Below are 22,842 nucleotides of genomic sequence, written 5' to 3'. Positions count from 1 at the left end.
GGAGGCTGGGCTGGTGGAATACATCCAGTACTACAACCAGGAGCGCATCAAACTGAAACTGAAAGGTCTGAGCCCGGTAGAGTACCGGGAGCGGGCCCAATCGGCCGCCTGACCCCGTCCAAGTCTCGGGGGTCACTTCAGGGATGGGTTTACGGCGTCCCCCGCGCCATCTACCCGACCGGCCCAACCCAGGAACCCGCTGTCCGCGACCAACCCAGCCACGAGGGGCTCCGCCGTTGGCTGGAACCCATCATTCCACGACGGAATTGGCGCGCTGGCCCCGCTGGGCCTACCATCGGCGGTCCCCACCCCCACCGCCCCTTCCATGTCCGCTCCCGCTTCCGCCGCACCGCGTCGCTGGTTCGTCGCCGGCGACTTCAACGGCTTCTTCGGCCTGGTCGTCGACAACCTCTCCATCCTCGGCTTCATCGCCATGGCCCTGGTCGGGATCTTCCAGTTCCCCGCCGACGTGGTGTTCGGCCGCATGTTCCCCGGCACCGCCTTCGGCGTGCTGGTCGGCAACCTGCTGTACACCCTGATGGCGCGCCGGCTGGCCGCGCGTACCGGCCGCGACGACGTCACCGCCATGCCGCTGGGCCTGGATGCACCGACCAGCATCGGCATGGCGCTGCTGGTGCTCGGCCCGGCCTTCCTCGCGTTCAAGCAGCAGGGCATGGACCCGCACGCTGCGGGCATCGCCACCTGGCAGCTGGGCATGGCCGCGCTGGTCATCATGGGCGTGCTCAAGTTCGTGCTGTCGTTCTTCGGCGAAGCGGTCACCCGCGCGCTGCCGCGAGCCGCGCTGCTGGGTTCCATCGCCGGCATCGCGCTGGTGCTGATGGGCCTGCTGCCGCTGCTGGAAACGCTGCGCTCGCCGCTGGTCGGCTTCACCACGCTCGGTTTGCTGCTGTACGTGCTGATCGCCAAGGGCAAGCTGCCGGTGCGTGGCCCGGGCGTGCTGCTGGCCTTCGTGTTCGGCACCGTGCTGTACTACGGCCTCGGCCTGGCCGGGCTGGGCGCACCCGGCTTCCATGTACCGGAGTGGGTGCCGCCGCAGGTGGTGCTGCCGCTGCCGACACTGGGCTTCCTCGACGGCCTGCCCACCGCGATGACCTACCTGCCGCTGCTGCTGCCGTTCGGCCTGCTGATGGTGGTCGGCGGCATCAACGTGTCTGAAAGCGCGCGCGCAGCCGGCGACGACTACCGCACCCGCGACATCCTGCTGGTGGAAGCGGTGGCCACGCTGGTGGCCGGCGTCTGCGGTGGCGTGGCGCAGACCACGCCGTACATCGGCCAGCCGGCCTACAAGCACATGGGTGCGCGCAGCGGCTACACGCTGCTGACCGGCCTGTTCGTCGGCATCGGCGGCATGCTCGGCATCATCTCCGGGCTGGTGCAGTGGCTGCCGCTGGCGGTGCTGGCACCGATCATCGTGTACGTGGCCATCGATATCACCACCCAAGCCTTCCAGGCCACGCCGCGTCACCACACCGGTGCGATGGTGTTCGGTTTCCTGCCGTCGGTGGCGTACCTGCTGGCGATCAAGGCACCCGGCTGGATCGCGCCGGACCAGCTGCCGCAGCTGCTGAGCAAGCTCGACGGCCATGGCCTGCCCGAGCTGGCGGTGATCTTCACCCTCGGCAACGGCTTCATCATCACCTCGATGCTGTGGATTTCGGCGGTGGCGGCGATGGTCGATGGCCGCCTGCGCCGTGCCTGCGGCTTCCTGCTGGTGGCTGCGGTGCTGACCCTGTTCGGCCTGATCCACTCGGTGGATCCGCGTGGTGGCATCTACCTGCCGTGGGAGCTGGACGGCCTGGCGCGCATCATCAGCTGGCAGTTCGCTGGTGCTTACGTGGCACTGGCGTTGCTGCTGGGGTTGCTTTCGCTGCAGAAGCAGCCGGTGCAGCCGCTGGGTGAAAACAACTGACCCAACGGTAGTGCCGGCCGCTGGCCGGCATCCTCATGGGCTTCGGTCGGATCGTGCAGCTGCCGGCCAGCGGCCGGCACTACCGTTCGGCGTCCAGTTCCGGGTAGTGGCGGAAGATGCCGTTGGTGTTGAACGGCAACCGCCGCTCCGAGGCCAGATAGGCGGCGATGTTCGGCCGCTTTGCCACCCGCTCCTGCAGCGCACGCAGCAGGGGCAGGGTCGGCGCCAGTGCCTGCATGCGGCGCGGGAACATGTAGTCCAGTCCGCTCAGCAGCTGGAACAGCGACAGATCAACATAGGAATGCTCGCGCAGTGCGTGGCGGCCACCATTGGCGGCCAGCACCTGCTCGAAGTAGCCGAGGAACTTCGGCAGCCGCTCGCTGCGCAGTGACGCGGCACGCGCCTTGGCTTCGGTCTTCTGCTCTTCGTAGTACTTCGATGCGGCGATCGGATGGTGGGTATCGTGCACCTCGGCTATCAGATCAGCGATGGTCAGCTGCAACTGCAGCGCCTGCACCCGCCGCGAGGCCGCCTGCGGCACCAGGTCCAGCGGCGGGCCGAGAAAATCCAGGATCGCGGCGACCTGTGCAATGACCTGGCGGCCCGCCTTCAGGAATGGCGGCGCGAAGGGCTGCGCACCTTCACTGCTGCCATCGAGAAACGGCTGCATCACCGCATCGCCGTGCACCCGCGCCATGTCGATGTAGTCGACACCGGCATCCTCCAGCGCCAGCCGCACGAACTCGCCACGGCCCTGGATGCCGGTCCAGTAATACAGCGCGTACTGCATGGCAGTGCCTCCACAGAACAAGGCTCACAGCCTCGCGCGCTGCATGCAAAGCAAGTGTGAGCACGGCCTTGCTGCAGGCCTCAACCCGAACGGTAGCGGAACAGGCGGGGAACCGGCTGCAATCGGTGGGGTCACACCTTCACCATGCGTATGGAACGAGGTGCTGCATCATGCAGAGTGGAAAGGCGGTATGGCCCTGGGTGTTGGGCGTGGTGGTGATCGGTGGTGCCGGTGGTTGGCTGTTCCGCGATCAGCTGAAGCGCCTGGCAGACGGTGTTTCGGTGCCGGTGCAATCAACCCCCGCCAGTACCGGCGCGCCGCCACAACCGCAGGCGGCCGTGCAGCCCGCGCCGGCACCACCGCCGATCAGGCATCCGCTGGATACCGAGGCCGCGGCCGACCCGGCGCTGCCAACGCTGGCCGACAGCGATGCGGCGGCCTGGGGCGCATTGAGCCAGCTGTTCCAGGGCGAGGGGCCACTGACCCTGCTGCTGCGCGACCACCTGATCCAGCGCCTGGTCACCCAGGTCGACAACCTGGACAAGCCCAGCGTGCCGCCGACCGCGCTGGCTGCGCGGCCGCTGCCGGGCAACCTGCAGGTCGAGCCGGGCGAGGGCGGCGAGCACATCGCTGCCAGCAACGGCGCGCGCTATGCGCCCTACGTGCAGGCCTTCACCGCGCTGGACCCGGCGGCAACGGCTACTGCCTACAAACGCTTCTATCCGCTGATCCAGCAGGCCTATGTGGACCTGGGCCGGCCCGAGGGTTACTTCAACGACCGCCTGGTCGCGGTGATCGACCACCTGCTGGACACCCCGGAACTGGCCCAGTCCCCAGTGGTACAGCGCGATGAACGCGGCCGCTACCGCTTTGTCGATCCCACCCTGCAGTCGCGCTCGATCAGGCAGAAGGCGCTGCTGCGGATGGATGCCGCCCAGGCGCGGGCGGTCAAGCAGCAGCTGCGGGCGATCCGCAGCGCGATCACCCGCTGAGCCCGTTCTCTGCGTAGAACTGATCGGGATCAACGCGCCGACCACACCGGTTCCGGCATGCTGGCCGAAGCCTGACTGGCCTCGGGGTGCAGTCGCAGCCACCCTTGAAACCGGGTGGGGCAACCGCATCTTTCCAGCATCGCCGGCGCGGGCCGGCCCTGATGACCGATGAGGATTCGCAATGCGGATGGACAAGCTCACCTCGCGTTTCCAGCAGGCGCTGGCAGACGCACAGTCGCTGGCCGTGGGCCGCGACAACAGCATCATCGAACCGGTTCACCTGTTCAGCGCGCTGCTGGACCAGCAGGGCGGCAGCACGCGTCCGCTTCTGGCCCAGGCCGGGGTGAACGTGCCGGTGCTGCGCGAGCGCCTGACCGAGGCGCTGGATGCGCTGCCGAAGGTGTCCGGCCAGGCTGGCAACGTCTCGATGGGCAACGACCTGGGGCGCCTGCTGAACCAGACCGACAAGCTGGCCCAGCAGCACGGGGATGCCTTCATTGCCAGTGAGTGGTTCGTGCTGGCGGCGCTGGACGACGGCGGCACGCTGGGCATGGCGCTGCGCGCCGCCGGTGCCGACAAGACCCGCCTGCAGGCGGCCATCGACAAGCTGCGCGGCGGCGAGAACGTGCAGTCGGAGAATGCCGAGGAACAGCGCCAGGCGCTGGAGAAATACACCATCGACCTGACCGCGCGTGCCGAGAGCGGCAAGCTCGACCCGGTGATCGGCCGTGACGAGGAAATCCGCCGCACCATCCAGGTGCTGCAGCGCCGGACCAAGAACAACCCGGTGCTGATCGGCGAACCCGGCGTGGGCAAGACCGCGATCGTGGAAGGACTGGCCCAGCGCATCATCAACGACGAAGTACCCGAGGGCCTGCGCGGCAAGCGCGTGCTGTCGCTGGACATGGGCGCGTTGATTGCCGGGGCCAAGTTCCGCGGCGAATTCGAGGAGCGCCTGAAGGGCGTGCTCAACGACCTGGCCAAGAACGAGGGCCAGATCATCCTGTTCATCGACGAACTGCACACCATGGTCGGCGCCGGCAAGGCCGATGGCGCGATGGATGCCGGCAACATGCTGAAGCCAGCGCTGGCACGCGGCGAGCTGCACTGCATCGGCGCCACCACGCTGGACGAATACCGCAAGTACATCGAGAAGGATGCTGCGCTGGAGCGTCGCTTCCAGAAGGTGTTCGTGGGCGAGCCGTCGGTGGAGGACACCATCGCGATCCTGCGCGGCCTGAAGGAAAAGTACGCGGTGCACCACGGCGTGGAGATCACCGATCCGGCCATCGTGGCTGCTGCGACGTTGTCCAACCGCTACATCACCGACCGCCAGCTGCCAGACAAGGCCATCGACCTGATGGACGAAGCCGCCTCGCGACTGCGCATGGAGATCGACTCCAAGCCGGAAGAGCTGGACCGCCTTGAGCGCCGGGTGATCCAGCTGAAGATCCAGCGCGAGATGCTGAAGAAGGAGAAGGACGAAGCCTCGCGGCAGCGCCTGGCCGACCTGGAAAACGACATCGACGGGCTGGAGCGCGAGTTCTCCGACCTCAATGAAATCTGGAAGTCGGAGAAGGCCGCGCTGCAGGGCGCGACCAAGATCAAGGAACAGGTCGAGCAGGCCAAGCTGGAGCTGGAGGCCGCGCAGCGCCGCCAGGATTTCGCCAAGATGAGCGAGATCCAGTACGGGCTGCTGCCGCAGCTGGAAAAGCAGCTGGCCGCGGCCCAGGAGGCCGAGCACAAGGACTTCAAGCTGGTGCAGGACCGCGTGACCGACGAGGAGATCGCCGAGGTCGTATCGCGCTGGACCGGCATCCCGGTCAACAAGATGCTCGAAGGCGAGCGCGACAAGCTGTTGCGCATGGAAGAGGTGCTGCACAACCGCGTGGTCGGCCAGGAGGAAGCGATCAAGGTCGTCTCCGATGCCGTGCGCCGCTCGCGTGCAGGCCTGTCCGATCCGAATCGCCCGGCCGGCTCGTTCCTGTTCCTCGGCCCGACCGGCGTCGGCAAGACCGAGCTGTGCAAGTCGCTGGCCGAATTCCTGTTCGACAGCGCCGACGCGATGATCCGCATCGACATGAGCGAGTTCATGGAGAAGCACAGCGTCGCCCGTCTGATCGGCGCGCCTCCGGGTTACGTGGGCTACGAGGAAGGTGGCTACCTGACCGAGGCCGTGCGTCGCCGTCCGTACTCGCTGATCCTGCTGGACGAAGTGGAGAAGGCGCATCCGGATGTGTTCAACATCCTGCTGCAGGTGCTGGACGATGGCCGCCTGACCGATGGACAGGGCCGCACCGTGGACTTCCGCAACACCGTCATCGTGATGACCTCGAACCTGGGCTCGCACCAGATCCAGGACATGAGCGCCGACGACAGTCCGGAGGCCTACACGCAGATGAAGGCGGCGGTGATGGGCGTGGTACAGGCGCACTTCCGTCCGGAGTTCATCAACCGCCTGGACGACATCGTGGTGTTCCACCCGCTGGACAAGCAGCAGATCAAGCAGATCGCGCGCATCCAGATGCGTGGGCTTGAGAAGCGGCTGGCCGAGCGCGGATTGAAGCTGGCGGTCTCCGATGCGGCGTTCGACCTGCTCGGCAACGTCGGTTTCGATCCGGTCTACGGCGCACGCCCGTTGAAGCGTGCAATCCAGTCGCAGCTGGAGAATCCGCTGGCACAGCAGATCCTGTCGGGTGCTTTCGTCAACGGCGATACCATCGAAGTCGGAAACGACGGCGGCCGCCTGGTGTTCGCCAAAGCGTGATTCACACGGGGCGCTGCCTGGCCGCAGCGCCCCGTTTCCTGCGAAGTATGCCGGGCCATGCCCGGCGCTCACTCAGAAGCGGTGCGTATAGCCGCTCATCAAGCCGAACTGGTTCGCCTTCTGCACGATCGGGCTGTCGGCGGCATCACCGAGCAGGCGCGTGCCTTCGGCCGAGATGTACCAGTTGCCGTTGCGGCCCACGCGGTGGCTCCACTTCAGGCCGACACCGGCACTGACCAGGCCGGCCTTTGGCTTGTGCTCGGCAAAGCCGGTGCGCGCCGCCTGTTCCGGGCTGACGCCGTACCAGGTCTGCATGTAGCCGCGGTTGCCGTAGTCGGTGGACACGCTGCCGCTGACCACGCCGCCGGCCAGGTCGAACAGCGGCATGCTCAGGTTCAGATGGATCTGCTGGGTGGCCAGGCCGTTCTCGGCCTTGTCCTCGTCCTTGCGGGTGAACTGCCAGGAGCCGCTCAGCACGGCTTCGCCCAGCGTATAACCAGCCGAGACGCCGACCAGGGGACGGGCATCGATATCACCCATGCCGCGCAGGAAGTCGGAACCGCCGAGCAGCGAGTCCTTTTCCTTGCGGATGCCGCTGGCGCCGACATACGCGCGCACGCGGGTGTGCTCGCCGATGGAGGTGCCCCAGCCAATGCCACTGGTGCCCAGAAACCATCCACCCGGCGAGGTGACATCAAAGGACAACGACGGCGTCGCACGATACTCCTCGCTGCCGCTGTAGCGCGGCGCCACGCCACCGCCGGCAGCGACCTCGAAGGTCCAGTGGTCATCCTTGGCGTGGGCGATCGGTGCGGCGAACAGCGGCAACAGGGCCAGGCAGAGCAGGGCGGGGGAACGGCGAAGCTGGGACATGGAAACTCTCGACAATGGGAGGAAGGCAGCACGCGCATCCGGCGAGTGCTGCAGGGTCGCTAGCGTGGCGATACGCCGGCGACCGATCCGTCCGCAGTTGTGCGGGAGTTGTAATCAACTGTAATCGCGCCCAGGGGCGTTCAGCTGGCAGCCAGCGGCCAGTGCATTTCCATGCGCGCGCCGCCCAACGTGGCGCGGCTGATGCGAAGCTCGCCGCCGTGGCGGACGGCAATGCGGCTGACGATGGCCAGGCCCAGGCCGAAGCCCCCCGTATCGCGGCTGCGGCTGTCATCCAGGCGGGTGAACGGGCGCATCACCTTCTCGCGATCGGCTTCGGCAATGCCGGGACCGTCGTCATCCACACGCAGGCAGGCGCGGCCGCTGACACCGACCAGCGAGACTTCCACCTGCGAACGCGCATGGCGCAGCGCATTGCCCACCAGATTGCTGAGTGCCAGCTGCAGCAGGCGTGGTTCGGCATCCACCCGCGGCAACGCACTGGGCTGCACGCGCAGTACCACCCCGGCACGTTCGGCATCGCGGCGCGCATCGGCCAGGCAGGCCTGCAGCCAGTCGTTGGCTTCGATGCGCTGCATCGGCTCGCCCTCGCTGGGATGCTCCAGCCGTTCGTAAGCCAGCAGTTCGCTGACCAGCCGGTTGAGTTCGGCCAGATCGCCGTGCAGGCCCCGCGCCAGCCGTTCGCGGCGTTCGCGGTCATCGCTGTCCTGCATCAGGTCCAGGCCGAAGGCCACGCGCGCGATCGGCGTGCGCAGCTCGTGCGAGATCGCATGGGTCAGGTCGCGCTGGCGCTGCACCAGTTCGGCCACGCGTGCCGCCATGCGGTTGGAGTGGTCGACGATGACCCGGATCTGCGAGCGTGGCGAGACCTGGGCACGTGCCTGCAGATCGCCCGAACCGATGCGGTCGGCATGCCGGCGCAGCGCTTCCAGGTCGCGCCAGAGCAGGCGCACCCACGCGTACAGGCTGGCGCCCACCAGCAGCAGGATGCTGAGGTAGGCGGCGATGGTCATGTACGTCGTCATCTGCACCGCGCCAGGCAGGCGCAGGTGCAGCCAGCGGCCATCACTGCCCTCGATGGGCAGCAGGACCTGCTGGTATTGATCGCGCACGATGAAACCATCGGCCTTCACGGCCACCTGTTCCTGCGCGTCGAGTGCGGGAGGTTTGTCGAGCAGGGTCAGGGCGATGCCGTAGTGTGGCTGCCACTGCTGCAGGCGCTCACGCTGCTGGTCGGCATCCAGGCCGGCCAGGCCACTGCGCAGGGCGTAAACCTGACCACGCACCTGCTGGACGAAGACGCGATCCTGCACGGGCGTGTAGATGCCGTCCAGGATGTGGTTGAGGAAGAACACCGACACCAGGAAGCAGGCACCCGTGATAAACCACAACCACAGGAACAGCCGCTTCATGCCGTCCAGGCCGACGGATTGAACTGGTAGCCACGGCCCCACACGGTCTTGATCCGCCGCGGTTCGCGCGCATCATCGCCGAGCTTGCGGCGCAGCTTGCCGATGCTGACATCGACACTGCGGTCCAGGCCGTCAAAGCCGATGCCGCGCACCGCCTGCAGGATCTGGTCGCGCGACAGGATCTGCCCCGGCTGGCTGGCCAGCAGCCACAGGATCTCGAATTCCGTGGTGCCCAGCTCGACCGGCTGACCGTGCAGGTGCACTTCGCGCTGCATGCGGTCGATCAGCAGTTCGCCATGCATCAGACGGCTGGGTGTGCCGGTGTTGCTGCTGCCATGGCGGCGGCGCAGCAGGGCGCGCAGGCGGGCCAGCAACAGGCGCGGCTCGATCGGTTTGTGCACATAGTCATCGGCGCCCGATTCCAGGCCCAGCACCTGCTCGATGTCGTCTTCGCAGGCGGTCAGCATCAGGATCGGCACGTCGGAGAAACTGCGGATCTGCCGGCACACGTCGATGCCGCCGAGGCCGGGCAGCATCAGGTCCAGTACCACCAGCTCGGGCGCATGCTGGCGGCAGGCCGCGCCGGCAAGGTCACCGCGCGCCACATGCTGCACGGCGAAACCATGTTCGTGGAGATAGTCGCTGACCAGTTCGGCCAGGCGACGGTCGTCCTCCACCAACAAGACCTGGGTCGGGGTACCGTTGGCGGTGGGTGTCCAAGGGGATGGCTGCATGCGCGTGGGGCCTCCGTGCCCGGGCAGGAGCGCCCGGCGGCGAAGCCTATCAACGCCCCGTGACCGCTGCCTGAATCGCGGCCAACCTGATAACCCCCGGTATGGACGTCATCGCCAGCAGCTTTCAGCGGCGGGCGACGGCTGGCCTATGGTGGCGGTTTCCCCGGATGGAGCCTGGCGCAATGAGCGACCCGCAGTGGCAACTGGAAACCCTGGCCGTGCACGGCGGCTACCGTCCCGACCCGACTACCCGCGCGGTGGCGGTGCCGATCTACCAGACGGTGGCGTATGCCTTCGATGACACCCAGCACGGCGCCGACCTGTTCGACCTGAAGGTACCGGGCAATATCTACACGCGCATCATGAACCCCACCACCGACGTGCTGGAGCAGCGCCTGGCCGCGCTGGAAGGCGGCATCGGTGCGCTGGCGCTGGCCTCGGGGCAGGCCGCGATCACCTATGCCATCCAGACCATTGCAGAGGCTGGCGACAACATCGTCGCCTCCAGCGCGTTGTATGGCGGCAGCCTCAACCTGCTGGCGCACACCCTGCCGCAGTACGGCATCCAGGCGCGCTTTGCTGATCCGGCTGATCCTTCTGCGTTCGCCGCGCTGATCGACGAGCGCACCAAGGCGGTGTTCGTCGAATCGATCGGCAACCCGCGCGGCAACGTCACCGACATCGCTGTGATTGCGGAGGTCGCGCACGCCGCTGGCGTGCCGCTGATCGTCGACAACACCGTGGCCACGCCGTTCCTGCTGCGCCCATTCGAGCACGGCGCCGACATCGTGGTGCATTCGCTGACCAAGTACCTGGGCGGCCACGGCACCAGCCTCGGCGGCGCGATCATCGATTCCGGCCGCTTCGACTGGACCGCACAGCCCCAACGCTTCGCGCGGCTCAACCAGCCCGACCCCAGCTACCACGGCGTGGTCTATACCGAAGCCCTGGGGCCAGCGGCCTACATCGGCCGCGCGCGGGTGGTGCCGCTGCGCAATACCGGCGCTGCGTTGTCGCCGTTCAATGCGTTCCTGATCCTGCAGGGCATCGAGACCCTGGCCCTGCGCATGGAACGCATCAACGCCAACGCACTGGCCGTCGCGCAGTTCCTGAAGTCACACGCAAAGGTGGCTTGGGTGCGCTATGCCGGGCTGGCCGACGATCCCGAGCACGCCGCCGCGCAGCGCTATCTGGGTGGGCACGGCTCGGGCGTGCTGACCTTCGGCCTGCCGGGCGGGCGCGAGGCAGGCGCACGTTTCCTTGACGCGCTGAAATTGTTCACCCGCCTGGTCAACCTCGGCGATGCGAAGTCACTGGCCACCCATCCCGCCTCGACCACCCACCGCCAGTTGGATGCGGCGGAGCTGGCCAAGGCCGGCGTCAGTGAAGACACCGTGCGGCTGTCGATCGGCATCGAACATATCGGCGACCTGCGTGCCGACCTGGAGCAGGCCCTGGCCGGCGCCTGATAGCCACACGCTTGGTCGTCATCGCCACAGGCGATCACCACCGGTGCCGCGATGCGCTACGGTGGAACTGCCTCTCCAAGGCGTGGCAACGTGGCGATCCAGATCCCCGGTCGATGCGGGTCGACCGGGGATTTTTTTGTTTCCGGGGTCAGATCCGTTTTCCTGCGGAAAATGGATCTGACCCCATGCACCGCCGTGTCGACCAAGGTCGACACCCACCAGAGCAGAACGCCGTTCCGGCAGATCGCCGGAATCTGTCGAAGGCGGGATGGGTCCGGTTGCGGGGGCGTGAGCCGCATGGATGCGGCGACCGAGCTTACATGGACGTACTTGCAGCGGCCCCCGCAACCGGACCCACCCCGCCATCCCACGGAATGCCAGCCTTTGCTTTCGCCGCTGCCGACGCTTCGGCGGGTGCAGGGCGCAGCCCTGCCGCACACCCCTCACACCACCGGGATGCTGTGCTGTCCCAGGTTCCGGTACGGCGGCGTGGACATGATCATCTCCGCCAGCGAATACGCCAGCTCGCGCTCGGCCATCACCGTGCCATCGGCGCCATGCTCCAGCAGATGCTTCACCTCGGCGTCGCTGTGCGCACGCGCCAGCAGGGTCAGGTCCGGGTTGATCGCCCGCAGCTTGGCCAGTGCCTCACCGGCTTCCAGCGGCTGCGGAATCGCCAGCACCGCGATCTTCGCGCGTTCCGGATGGGCCTCGGCCAGCACCCGGTCGGCAGCGGCACTGCCGCGGATCGCCGCCAGGCCCTTGGCGTGCGCCTGCTCGACGTGTTCCTTGTTGTCATCGATCACCAGCACCGGCACGCCACGGTCGCGCAGTACCTGCGCCAGTTCGCTGCCCACCCGGCCATAGCCGATCACGATGGCGTGGTCATGCAGGTCGCGCGACGGGCCGATCGCTTCGGGCGGCTCGGGTACCTGCGGAGACTGCTCCTGCTTGGCCTGCCAACGGTCGAGCAGGCCGAACACCAGCGGGTTGAGCATGATCGACACCAGCGCCCCGGCCAGCACCAGCGACTGGCCTTCCTTCGGCAGGATCTGCAGCGCCACGCCGAGGCCGGCGATGATGAAGGCGAACTCGCCGATCTGCGCCAGGCTGGCCGAGATGGTCAGCGCGGTGCTGGTCGGGTGGCCGAACGCACGCACGATGAAGAACGCGGCGGCCGACTTGCCGAACATGATGATCAGCACCGTGGCCAGCACCTGCCACGGGTGCTGCACGATGATGTTGGGGTCGAACAGCATGCCGACCGACACAAAGAACAACACCGCGAACGCATCGCGCAGCGGCAGCGAATCATGCGCGGCCTTGTGGCTCAGCTCCGATTCGTTGAGCAGCATGCCGGCAAAGAACGCGCCCAGCGCGAACGAGACGCCGAACAGCATCGCCGAGCCGAACGCCACGCCCAGCGCGATCGCCAGCACGGACAGGGTGAACAGCTCACGCGAACCGGTACCGGCGATGCGTTCCAGGATCCACGGGATGACCCGGCGCCCGACCACCAGCATCACCGCCACGAACAGGCCCAGCTGCACGAAGGTCCAGCCGATATCGGCCAGCACGCTGCCCAGCGAGTGCGATTCCTTGGCCGCGTCGGGGCCGAACACGCCGGCCATCACCGGCATCATCACCAGTGCCAGCACACAGGCCAGGTCTTCCACGATCAGCCAGCCGACCGCGATCTTGCCGCGCATGGTCTCCAGCAGACGGCGTTCCTCCATCGCCCGCAGCAGCACCACGGTACTGGCGGTGGCCAGCGAGAAACCGAAGATGACGCCATGGATGGCCGGCCAGCCCATCAGCGAGGCCACGCCCCAGCCGAGCAGGGTGGCCACTGCGATCTGCCCAATGGCACCGGGAATGGCGATGGCCTTGACCGCCATCAGGTCCTTCAGCGAGAAGTGCAGGCCGACACCGAACATCAGCAGCATCACGCCCAGTTCGGCCAGCTGGTTGGCCAGCGCCTGGTCGGCGACGAAGCCGGGGGTGAACGGACCTACGCAGATGCCAGCAACCAGGTAACCGACCAGGGGAGACAAGCGGAGCTTGTTGGCCAGCGCGCCGAAGATGAAGGCGAGCCCCAGGCCAACGGCAACGATGTTGATCAGGTCGGTGTCATGGTGCATCGGCACTCGCAGAAAGCAGGGGGATACCCCGATTTTCACCGAAGCGGCCAGATACGGCAAACCCGCCGTCCACGTGCCGTGGCCGGCGGGTTTGCCCACGCATTTCTCCTCTACCCCCGCATTCGGCGCGCCCCTTCAACAAGAAGGGGCTCTCCTCCAGATGCGGCGAGGGGATGCCGGCCAGCGGCCGGCACTACCAGAGCGGCGCCGGGCAGGGCCCGGCACGCCCGTTACCGCTTACCAGGTGTACTTGATCCGCCCGTACACATACGCGCCGTTGAAGCCGAACGGCGAGTAGTTGCTGTACGGCAGCATGCCGAAGGTCGAGTTCTGCAGGTCTTCGGTGCGGTCCGGGTACTTGTCCAGCAGGTTGTCGGCGCCCACGGTCAGGGTCCAGTTGCTGCTCGGCTTGTAGCTGGCCGAGGCATCCACCACCCATGCATCGCCGTAGGTCTGGTCACGCAGCGCGGTGGCCGAGTTGCGCACGGTGAATTTGCCGTAGCGGGTGGCGGCCAGGCCCAGTTCCCAGTGGTCCGAGCGCCAAGTGCCGCTCAGGATCGCCTTGTCGCGCGGGTAGCTGTCCTCGATGCGGCCAATTTCATCGCGACCGATCAGCGACTGGGTCAGGCCCAGCGTGCCGAACACCGGCGGGGTGCCGCCAACGCGGCGCACTTCGGTATCGTTATAGCTGTACGCAGCGGTCAGCTCCAGGCTGCTGGCGTTGAACGGCACCGTATAGCTGGACACGAAGTCGACGCCACGGGTGCGCGTATCCAGGCCGTTGGTGAAGTAGGAGAACGCGGTCACCTGCGGCAGGCCCAGGGTGCCCAGCAGCGCGCTGGTGGCCGCGTTGGTGGTGATGCTGGACGACAATGCGATGCGGTCATCGATGTCGATCTGGTAGGCGTCGACGGTGATATACAGGCGGTCGGCCGGCTGCAGCACGAGGCCCAGGCTATAGGAGGTGGAGGTTTCGGCCTTCAACGGCGAGGCGCCCAGCGCCTGCGCGGCCGGGCTGGTGGTCGGGAAGGTGCCACGCTCGACGAATACGCCATTGAGGAACTGGCTGGTGACCGCCTGGTAGCCCTGCTGCGCCAGCGACGGTGCACGGAAGCCACTGGAGGCGGTGGCCCGCAGCGCGACCTTGTCGGTGAATGCATAGCGCGCCGAAAGCTTGCCGGAGAAGCGGTCGCCGAAGTCCGAGTAGTCCTCGTAGCGGCCGGTGATGCCGGCCGAGAACTTCTCGGTCAGGTCCGCTTCCAGACCAGCATAGACCGCGTAGTTGTGGCGGTCGGCATGCACTTCATTGGTCGGGGTGAAGCCCGCGAAGCCCTGCGCGCCGCTGCCGGTGTACGAGTTCAGTTCGCCCGGGTTCTGGTCCCACTTTTCCTTGCGGTACTCACCACCGAAGGACAGCGTGACCGGGTAGGCCAGGCCCCAGTCCAGCGACTTGGTCAGGTCGGCATTGAAGATGTCCTGCTGGTACTTCAGCGTGCCGTCGTAGAACGAGCGCGGGCTGGTTGCGCCGAGGCTGTAGTTGATGCTGTTGCGGGTGTGGAAGTCGAGGGTGTTCTCACCGTGGTTCAGGCTCAGGTCCCAGGTCCAGCCGTTGTCGGTGTTGCCCTTGACCCCGGCCACCAGCGAGCGGTCCTTCGAATACTGGTTGATCTCCGGCACGAAGCCGTCGGGGTAGGTCTGCGCCAGCAGCGCGCTCTGCCCGCTGTGGTTGCGCGAACGGTAGAACGCGAACGAGGTGATGTCGCGGTTGCTGAGCAGCGCGCTGGCGTAGCCGGTCACGTGGTCGCTGAAGTCGAAGCTGGCGTTGGCCGACGCGGCGGTGGCATCCACGCGCGGGTCGCCGACGATGAAGGTCTTCTGGCCGATGCTGGGGAAGTTGCCGGTGTTCGGCGTGGCGCCGCGGTACGGGCCGGCGCGGTTGCTCTCGTCCTGCTGGCTGATCTGGCCAGCCACGTGCACGCGACCACGGCCGTTGCCGAACTCGACGCCGGTATCGCCGGAGAGCTGGTACTTGTTGCCGTCACCGGCCGAGTACTGGCCGTAGTCCACGGCCAGGCTGCCGCCACGGCCGCTGCCCTTGAGCACGATGTTGATGACGCCTGCAATGGCGTCCGAGCCGTACTGTGCCGACGCACCGTCGCGCAGCACTTCCACGCGCTCGATGGCGGCGATCGGGATCGCATTGATGTCCACCGCCGACGAGCCACGGCCGATGCTGCCGTTGACGTTGATCATCGCCGAGGTGTGGCGGCGCTTGCCGTTGACCAGCACCAGCACCTGGTCCGGCGACAGGCCGCGCAGCTGCGCCGGGCGCACGCCACTGGTGCCGTCGGTCAAGGCCGGGCGCGGGAAGTTCAGCGAGGGCAGGGCGCGCGACAGTGCGGTGGCCAGTTCACTGGTGCCGGTGGACTGCAGCACTTCAGGGGTGATGATGTCGATCGGCGACTGCGATTCGGCGACGGTGCGGTCGGCCACGCGGGTGCCGGTGACGATCACCGTGTCCAGGGTGTTGGCGGCGGTGCCGGCCTGCTGGGCAGCGGCAACGAACGGAGAGCCACCGAGTGCGACAGCGACGGCGGCGGCGATCAGGCTGGTCTTGCGGGTCATCGGGATGGGGCTCCGGTTGGCGGGGGTGGCACCGGAATCGACATCACGGGGGTGAGGCGGACGGCGGTTGTTGCGGTGCGCAAGGCAGGAATTAACGGGATATTCAGTGCCTGTCAAATGGTTGCAACAGGAAAAAACGTTGCAGCAGCAACCATTTAGCGGCAGAGGGCAGCGGCGGGAGGTGGGGCCCGGGGGCTGCGCGGGGCCGACGAGGGAGAGAGTTGGCCTGCCGCCGCGCATCCCGGGGCGCGTCAAGTATTCGTTAACGCTAGAATTACGTCGCAGGAACAGTGCTCACCAGCACATTCCATCCGGTTATATGGACCCCTCCCCCGATGATCTCCCTTCGTAATTTCGCCTTGCGCCGCGGCGAGCGGCTGCTGTTGTCCAATGTCGACCTGACCCTGCACGCCGGTTACCGGGTGGGCGTGGTCGGCCGCAACGGTGCTGGCAAGTCCAGCCTGTTCGCGGCGGTGAAGGGCGAGCTGGAGGCCGACAAGGGTGACGTCGACCTGCCCGGCAAGGTCCGTATCGCCAGCGTGGCCCAGGAAACCCCGTCGCTGCCGGACCCGGCGCTGAGCTTTGTGCTGGGCGGGGATACCGATGTGGCTGCGGTGCTGGCTGAAGAGGCTGAGGCAACCGCGCGCGAAGATTGGGAGGCGGTGGCCAACGCGCACACGAAGATGGCCGAGATGGGGGCCTACGACGCCGAAGCGCGCGCCGGCAAGCTGCTGCACGGCCTCGGTTTCCCGGCCGAGACCCACCACCGCGCGGTGTCCTCGTTCTCCGGCGGCTGGCGCGTACGCCTGAACCTGGCCCGCGCGCTGATGATGCCCAGCGACCTGCTGCTGCTGGACGAACCGACCAACCACCTGGACCTGGACGCGGTGTACTGGCTGGAGCAGTGGCTGCTGAAGTACCCCGGCACCCTGCTGTTGATCTCGCATGACCGCGAGTTCCTCGACAACGTGGCCACCCACACCCTGCACCTGCACGGCGGCGGCGCCAAGCTCTACCCGGGCGGTTATACCGATTTCGAGCGCCAGCGCGCCGAACAGCTGCGCCAGCAGCAGATCGCGCACGAGAAGGAACAGGCCGAGCGCGCCCACCTGCAGAGCTTCATCGACCGCTTCAAGGCACAGGCCAGCAAGGCCGCGCAGGCACAGAGCCGCATGAAGCGCCTGGCCAAGCTGGCCGGCACCGAAGCAGTGCGCGCCGAGCGCGAGTTCCGCATCGAGTTCGCGCCGCCGGCCAAGCTGCCGTTCTCACTGATCCGCCTGAACCATGTCGAGGCCGGCTACGGCAAGGACGCAGTGATCCTGCACAACGTCGGCTTCGGTCTGGAAGCGGGCCAGCGCATTGGCCTGCTCGGCCCGAACGGTGCCGGCAAGACCACCCTGGTGAAGACCCTGGTGGGCGAGCTGGCGCCGATCGTCGGCGAGCGCATGGCGCACCCGGACCTGAAGATCGGCTACTTCGCCCAGCACACGGTGGAGTCGCTGCACGAAGGCCAGTCGCCGATGGAGCACTTCCGCGAGATCGCCCCGGACGCACCGAACCAGTCGTTCCGCGACTTCCTCGGCAAGTGGAACTTCCCGGGTGACCGCGCGTTCGAGCCGGTCGATGGCTTCTCCGGTGGCGAGCGCGCACGCCTGGCGCTGGCGCTGATCGCCTGGCAGCAGCCGAACGTGCTGCTGCTGGACGAACCGACCAACCACCTTGACCTGGAAATGCGCGAAGCGCTGGCCGAAGCATTGGCCACCTTCGAAGGCGCGATCGTGATGGTCTCTCACGACCGCCATCTGATCGGCCTGGTCTGCGATACCTACTGGCGCGTGGCCGATGGCGTGGTCGAGCCGTTCGATGGCGACCTGGATGCCTACGCCGCGTGGCTGCGTACCCGCCCGCAGGCGCAGGGCACCAAGGCGCGCATGGAACAGGTGGAAGAGCCGGTGGTGGTCAAGACCGCCCCGGTGGCGCAGGTGGTGCAGAAGAAGCCGGTGAACCCGCACAAGCTGGCCGCCGCTGAAGCCAAGGTGGCCGAGCTGGAAGGTGCCCTGGCCGAGCTGGACCGCCAGCTGGCCGACCCGGCCAACTACGCCGATGCCACGCGCATGGCCGTGCTTGGCCGCGATCGCGAAACCGCCGCCGCGCAGCTGGAAAAGGCCGAAGCCGCCTGGATGGAACTGCTCGAGTCCTGACCGGTAGTGCCGGCCGCTGGCCGGCAGCGCGATGCGCCCACAACGATCAAGGGATTGCCGGCCAGCGGCTGGCACTGCCTACCCGCCCTGTGCCTGCAGCCACTCGCGGAACCGCTTGGCCGGCTCGCGCTCTGCACGCGATCGCAACCGCGTCAGCCAGTAGCGCCCCAGCTCCAGCGTGGTGCTGAACGGCTGCAGCAGGCGACCCTCGGCCAGTTCCTGCTCGAACATGCGCAGCGGCAGCAAGGCCACACCGGCGCCACCGGCGGCCGCCATCGCGACCGTCAACGAGGAATCGAATACCGGCCCGCGCGCTTCCACGCCGCTGACCCCGGCCGCCTGCAGCCAGCGCGGCCATTCGTCGCTGCGGTAGGAACGAAGCAGCGGCAGCGTGCCCAGGTCGCGTGGCTGTTTCAGGCGCCGCGCCAGCGCCGGTGCGCACAGCGGTGCAAACGGCGCGTCGAGGATCGCCGTGCACGCCTGGCCCTGCCAGTCGCCATCACCAAAGCGGATCGCCAGGTCCAGCCCTTCTCCGGCCAGGTCGATGCGGTTGTTGTGGGTCTGCAGGCGCAGCTCGATGTCCGGGTGCGCTGCCTCGAACGCGGCCAGCCGTGGCAGCAGCCAGCCGGTGGCGAAGGTGCCGACCACGCCCAGGGTCAGCACTTCACGCGCAGGTCCGCCGGTGTAACGCGCGATGCTGGCGGAGATGCGCTCGAACGATTCGTTGAGCACCGGATACAGGGCCGCGCCTTCATCGGTGAGCGCCACGCCGCGCGGGAGGCGATGGAACAGGCGGATGCCGAGCCGGTCCTCCAGTCCACGGATCTGGTGGCTCAGTGCGGCCTGGCTGACACACAGCTCCAGCGCGGCACGGGTGAAGTTCTGGTGGCGGGCGGCGGCCTCGAAGGCGCGCAGCGCGTTCAGTGGCAGGGTAGGGTGCAACATCGCACAGTCGTGAGCTGGAGTGATGGATGATCCTAACGCTTCAACGAAACATTTCGGAAAATTAAGGGGTTGAATGCGTCAGACATTAATTTAACTAATGTCTCTCGCAGATTTTTTGCGCTGGTCGCCCCCGATCAAGGCTTCAATAATCGAGCGGTCTCCCAGGAGAACCCGCATGCTCGCCCGTCGCCGATTCCTGCAGTTCAGTGGTGCCGCCGTGGCTTCCTCGCTTGCCTTGCCGCTGCTGGCACGTGCAGCGGGCAAGGCCACCGCCAACGCACCCACCGATGCCGCCATCACCGCCGCCAGTGATTTCGCCGCGCTGGAAAAGGCCTGCGCCGGACGCCTCGGCGTGACCCTGCTGGACACTGCCAGCGGTCGCCGCATCGGTCATCGCCAGGACGAGCGCTTCCCGATGTGCAGCACCTTCAAGAGCATGCTGGCGGCCACCGTGCTCAGCCAGGCCGAACGCATGCCGGCATTGCTGGACAGGCGCGTGCCGGTGGGCGAGGCCGATCTGCTCTCGCATGCACCGGTCACCCGCCGCCACGCCGGCAAGGACATGACCGTGCGCGACCTGTGCCGTGCCACGATCATCACCAGCGACAACACCGCCGCCAACCTGCTGTTCGGCGTGGTCGGTGGCCCGCCCGCAGTGACCGCGTTCCTGCGCGCCAGCGGCGACACGGTGAGCCGCAGTGACCGCCTGGAGCCGGAGCTGAACAGCTTTGCCAAGGGCGACCCGCGCGACACCACCACGCCGGCGGCGATGGCCGCGACCCTGCAGCGCGTGGTGTTGGGCGAGGTACTGCAACCGGCTTCGCGGCAGCAGCTGGCCGACTGGCTGATCGACAACGAAACCGGCGACGCCTGCCTGCGCGCGGGCCTGGGCAAGCGCTGGCGCGTGGGTGACAAGACCGGCAGCAATGGTGAAGACGCGCGCAACGACATCGCCGTGCTGTGGCCCGTAGCCGGAGGCGCCCCGTGGGTGTTGACGGCTTATCTGCAGGCGGGCGCGATCAGCTACGAGCAACGCGCTAGCGTGCTGGCACAGGTGGGGCGGATTGCCGACCGGTTGATCGGATGAGGTAACCGGGGTCATTCAAACGTGGCTTGCCGGATCGGTTCGGCGCGCGCATCCTGCGCGCGTTCGAACCACACGGAAGTCCCCCATGAGCCATGAACTGATCTACCTGCTGCTGATCTTCGCGCTGCTGGTGATTCCGCGCGCGCTGCAGCGTTTCAGCCTGCCCGCGCCGCTGACCTGCCTGCTGTTCGGCATCATCGGCATGCTCTGGCTGGGCGACCAGGCCCACGATGCGGTGATCGGCCTGCTGGCCACGCTGGGCATTTCCTCGCTGTTCCTGTTCGCCGGCCTGGAAGTGGACCTGCAGGCGCTGCGCCGTGGCATGTGGCCGCTGCTGGCGCACCTGGTGATCCGTACCGGCACGCTGTTCGGCGTGGGCTGGCTGGCCTGGCGCTATGCGGGGCTGCCGTGGCAGGCCGCGGGCCTGTTGGCGCTGGCGCTGCTGACGCCGTCCACGGGCTTCATCATGGACTCGCTGTCGCGGCTGGGCCTCAGCGAAGACGAGCGGTTCTGGGTGACCAGCAAGGCCATCGCCGGCGAACTGCTGGCGCTGGCGGCGTTGTTCATCGTGCTGCAGGCCGGTGACCCAGGGCACATGGCGTTGTCCAGCCTGGCACTGCTGGCGATGATGATCGGCCTGCCGCTGCTGTTCATCGCGCTGGGCCGCTGGGTGGCACCGCACGCGCCGGGCTCGGAATTCTCGCTGCTGGTGATGGTCGGCATGGTGGCGGCCTACATCACCTACCTGCTGGGCGTGTACTACCTGGTTGGCGCGTTCATCGCCGGCCTGGTCGCGCGCCTGCTGCACCAGCGCATGCCGCTGCTGGCCTCGCACGAGAACCTGCACGCGCTGCGCCTGTTCGCCTCGTTCTTCGTGCCGTTCTACTTCTTCAACGCCGGCACCAAGGTGCCCGCCGAAGCGCTGAGCTTCGAGGCGCTGGGGCTGGGCATCGTGATCACCCTGGTGGTGCTGCCGCTGCGCATCGGCGTGGTCTGGCTGCAGCGCCGGGTGATGTTCGGCGAGAGCTTCCGCAGCAGCCTGCGGGTCTCGCTGGCGCTGGCACCGACGCTGATCTTCACCCTGGTGCTGGCGGCGATCATGCGTGAGCGCTTCCAGATTCCGGCGGTGCTGTTCGGTGCGCTGCTGCTGTACGCGGCGCTGACCACGCTGCTGCCGTCGCTGGTGTTCCGTACACCGTTTGACGTTGATCCGGTGGAGCAGGAGCCGGCCGGCGAGGGCGAGGCCGCACCGGTGGCGGCGACCGAAGCACTGCCGGCAGCACCGTCTGCCGAGCGCTGAGCGGGACTGGCGCGCGGTTTGCGCCCATCGTCCATGGCCGTTAGGGTTGGGGCATGAGACCGATTGCCGTTGCCACTACCGCCGCCCTCCTGCTCAGCCTCGCTGCGTGCACGCAGCGCTCCGATACAGTCGCTCATGACCTGGCGACCGCACCGGCCGATGCGTTCATGGCCGCCGTCGCCGCACATTGCGGCCAGGCCTACGTCGGCAAGGTGGTGGAGGACACGCCTGCACCGACCTCCAAGGATCCGTTCGCCGGGCAGCGCCTGGTCATGCATGTGCGCGGCTGCGCCGACCCGGCGCACGAGCTGCGCATCCCGTTCCATGTCGGTGATGACCACTCGCGGACCTGGGTGCTGACCCGCACGCCGAACGGGCTGCGGCTGAAGCACGACCATCGCCACGAAGACGGCAGCCCCGACGCGATCACCCTGTACGGTGGCGACAGCACGCCGCCGGGCACCGCCGAGCGCCAGCAGTTCCCGGCCGATGCCGATTCGGTGGCGATGTTCCGCCGTGCCGACATGCTGGCTTCCACGCACAACACCTGGGCGATGGAGATCGATCCGGACCAGACGTTCGTCTACGAACTGACGCGCCCGGATGGCCGCCGCTTCCGCGTGCAGTTCGACCTGAGCAAGCCGGTCGACCTGCCGCCTGCACCGTGGGGCGACGACACAGCACCCGCGCCGTGATCCCGGGGTCGGATCCCTCCTGCGGAGGGCTCTGACCCCAACCCTGCACTCATCGCGTGCCGAAGCGCGCCCGGCAGCCGTTGCTCACCCACACCTGGCCACGCGAATAGCCCCAGCTGCGGCCTTCCTGGCAGGCGCTGCCGGACAACTGCTGCTGCAGCACCGGCCGGCCCTGGCGCTCGTCCCAGTCGCAGGTCTGCGAGCGGTTGTTGTTGCTGCTGCAGGTGATCGAATAGTTGCTGTTGCCGCCTCCCCAGCCACCGCCACCACCGCCCCAGCCGCGGGCTTCGGCGAACTCCGCGCGGCAGCCGCTGCTGACCCACACCGCGCCGTTGCGCACGCCCCAGGTGCGGCCTTCGTCGCAAGGGCTGCCGGACAACTGGCGGACCAGGCGGGCATTGCGCCAGCCGACCGGGCAGCTGCGCTCGCGGTTGTTCTGGCTTTCGCAGCGGATGGTCTCGCCGGGGCGACCGTTGTTGCCTCCCCAGCCACCGCCATTGCCGCCGCCCCAGCCACCACGGGCCTCGACGAACTCGGCGCGGCAACCGTTGGTGACCCAGATGCTGCCATTGCGGCTGCCCCAGGAGCGCCCTTCCTCGCAGGGGCTGCCAGACAACTGGCGGACCAGCTGCGCGCCGCGCCAGCCGGTGTTGCAGACCCGTTCGCGGTTGCTCTGGCTTTCGCAGCGGATCACCCCGTTCTGCGCAGAGGCGGACGGAGCGGGCAGGGCAAGGGTGCCCAGCGCACCCAGGCTGAGGGTCACGGCCAAGCTGGCCAGGGACAGCAGTTTCATGGCGGCATCCCATACGGTGGCAGGTGCCCGACTATAGGGAGGGGGACGATCAAGCCGGTGTGACTGGCCG

The 22,842-nt window shown here is 67.5% G+C and carries 17 protein-coding genes; 9 read left to right on the top strand and 8 right to left on the bottom strand.

Going from position 1 to position 22,842, the window contains the following annotated elements:
* Both AC5P7E_RS19430 and AC5P7E_RS19425 read left to right on the top strand, forming a co-directional pair.
* A partial coding sequence (locus tag AC5P7E_RS19430) for an IS3 family transposase (protein ID WP_495201421.1) occupies positions 1–112 on the top strand: 112 nt, incomplete at its 5' end.
* Positions 113–325: 213 nt separating this feature from the next.
* Positions 326–1,930, top strand: a complete 1,605-nt coding sequence (locus AC5P7E_RS19425) for a SulP family inorganic anion transporter (protein WP_005410778.1) — start codon at positions 326–328, stop codon at positions 1,928–1,930.
* A gap of 79 nt (positions 1,931–2,009) precedes the next feature.
* On the opposite strand, the gene AC5P7E_RS19420 is transcribed toward AC5P7E_RS19425, so the two are convergent.
* A complete protein-coding gene (locus tag AC5P7E_RS19420; RefSeq protein WP_111193472.1) occupies positions 2,010–2,720 on the bottom strand; it encodes a glutathione S-transferase in 711 nt (236 codons plus the stop codon).
* 170 nt (positions 2,721–2,890) lie between these two features.
* Between AC5P7E_RS19420 and AC5P7E_RS19415 the strand changes: the two genes are divergently transcribed.
* Positions 2,891–3,712, top strand: coding sequence for a DUF3014 domain-containing protein (locus AC5P7E_RS19415; RefSeq protein ID WP_495222863.1), 822 nt, complete (start codon positions 2,891–2,893; stop codon positions 3,710–3,712).
* A gap of 181 nt (positions 3,713–3,893) precedes the next feature.
* Entirely contained in the window at positions 3,894–6,479 is a 2,586-nt protein-coding gene (clpB, locus tag AC5P7E_RS19410) for an ATP-dependent chaperone ClpB (RefSeq protein ID WP_012481080.1), read from the top strand.
* Positions 6,480–6,551: 72 nt separating this feature from the next.
* Here the strand turns inward: clpB and AC5P7E_RS19405 are convergent, their stop codons facing one another.
* The 3 genes from AC5P7E_RS19405 to AC5P7E_RS19395 all read right to left on the bottom strand — a co-directional run bounded on the left by AC5P7E_RS19405 (position 6,552) and on the right by AC5P7E_RS19395 (position 9,516).
* Entirely contained in the window at positions 6,552–7,352 is an 801-nt protein-coding gene (locus AC5P7E_RS19405; RefSeq protein ID WP_005410774.1) for a MipA/OmpV family protein, read from the bottom strand.
* Between the two features lie 140 nt (positions 7,353–7,492).
* Complete coding sequence (locus tag AC5P7E_RS19400) at positions 7,493–8,782, bottom strand: ATP-binding protein (RefSeq protein ID WP_024957833.1); 1,290 nt, start codon at positions 8,780–8,782, stop codon at positions 7,493–7,495.
* Positions 8,779–9,516, bottom strand: a complete 738-nt coding sequence (locus AC5P7E_RS19395; RefSeq protein ID WP_005414287.1) for a winged helix-turn-helix domain-containing protein — start codon at positions 9,514–9,516, stop codon at positions 8,779–8,781. Before AC5P7E_RS19395 ends, AC5P7E_RS19400 begins: the two co-directional genes overlap by 4 nt.
* Positions 9,517–9,698: 182 nt before the next feature.
* Between AC5P7E_RS19395 and AC5P7E_RS19390 the strand changes: the two genes are divergently transcribed.
* Positions 9,699–10,985 carry an O-acetylhomoserine aminocarboxypropyltransferase/cysteine synthase family protein gene (locus tag AC5P7E_RS19390; protein ID WP_329761738.1) on the top strand — a complete coding sequence of 429 codons (1,287 nt, stop codon included), beginning with the start codon at positions 9,699–9,701 and terminating at the stop codon, positions 10,983–10,985.
* 443 nt (positions 10,986–11,428) lie between these two features.
* Here the strand turns inward: AC5P7E_RS19390 and ybaL are convergent, their stop codons facing one another.
* Both ybaL and AC5P7E_RS19380 read right to left on the bottom strand, forming a co-directional pair.
* Positions 11,429–13,126, bottom strand: a complete 1,698-nt coding sequence (gene ybaL / locus AC5P7E_RS19385; protein WP_032958934.1) for a YbaL family putative K(+) efflux transporter — start codon at positions 13,124–13,126, stop codon at positions 11,429–11,431.
* A 237-nt stretch (positions 13,127–13,363) separates the two neighbouring features.
* Positions 13,364–15,751 carry a TonB-dependent receptor plug domain-containing protein gene (locus tag AC5P7E_RS19380; RefSeq protein ID WP_100443389.1) on the bottom strand — a complete coding sequence of 796 codons (2,388 nt, stop codon included), beginning with the start codon at positions 15,749–15,751 and terminating at the stop codon, positions 13,364–13,366.
* A 335-nt stretch (positions 15,752–16,086) separates the two neighbouring features.
* Between AC5P7E_RS19380 and AC5P7E_RS19375 the strand changes: the two genes are divergently transcribed.
* The gene (locus AC5P7E_RS19375) at positions 16,087–17,952 is read left to right on the top strand and encodes an ABC-F family ATP-binding cassette domain-containing protein (RefSeq protein ID WP_005414284.1); all 1,866 of its coding nucleotides are present in this window, start codon (positions 16,087–16,089) and stop codon (positions 17,950–17,952) included.
* A gap of 78 nt (positions 17,953–18,030) precedes the next feature.
* On the opposite strand, the gene ampR is transcribed toward AC5P7E_RS19375, so the two are convergent.
* Positions 18,031–18,897, bottom strand: coding sequence for a LysR family transcriptional regulator AmpR (ampR, locus tag AC5P7E_RS19370; protein WP_049459365.1), 867 nt, complete (start codon positions 18,895–18,897; stop codon positions 18,031–18,033).
* Between the two features lie 175 nt (positions 18,898–19,072).
* Here ampR and blaL2 point away from each other — a divergent pair, with 175 nt between their 5' ends.
* The 3 genes from blaL2 (at position 19,073) to AC5P7E_RS19355 (ending at position 21,979) form a co-directional block, all read left to right on the top strand.
* Positions 19,073–19,984 (top strand): L2 family extended-spectrum class A beta-lactamase, encoded by a 912-nt coding sequence (gene blaL2 / locus AC5P7E_RS19365; protein WP_076739548.1) that lies wholly within the window; start codon positions 19,073–19,075, stop codon positions 19,982–19,984.
* A gap of 85 nt (positions 19,985–20,069) precedes the next feature.
* Positions 20,070–21,284 carry a cation:proton antiporter gene (locus AC5P7E_RS19360; RefSeq protein ID WP_005410765.1) on the top strand — a complete coding sequence of 405 codons (1,215 nt, stop codon included), beginning with the start codon at positions 20,070–20,072 and terminating at the stop codon, positions 21,282–21,284.
* A 53-nt stretch (positions 21,285–21,337) separates the two neighbouring features.
* Entirely contained in the window at positions 21,338–21,979 is a 642-nt protein-coding gene (locus AC5P7E_RS19355; RefSeq protein ID WP_043035113.1) for a hypothetical protein, read from the top strand.
* Positions 21,980–22,028: 49 nt separating this feature from the next.
* Here AC5P7E_RS19355 and AC5P7E_RS19350 read toward each other — a convergent pair whose 3' ends face one another.
* Positions 22,029–22,772 carry a DUF3011 domain-containing protein gene (locus AC5P7E_RS19350; RefSeq protein ID WP_076739547.1) on the bottom strand — a complete coding sequence of 248 codons (744 nt, stop codon included), beginning with the start codon at positions 22,770–22,772 and terminating at the stop codon, positions 22,029–22,031.
* Between the last annotated feature and the right edge of the window lie 70 nt (positions 22,773–22,842).

The organism is Stenotrophomonas sp. YJH_SMC_25 (assembly GCF_059369595.1).
Note: the sequence above shows the minus strand (reverse complement) of the source record. Positions and strands in the feature narration are given on the sequence as shown.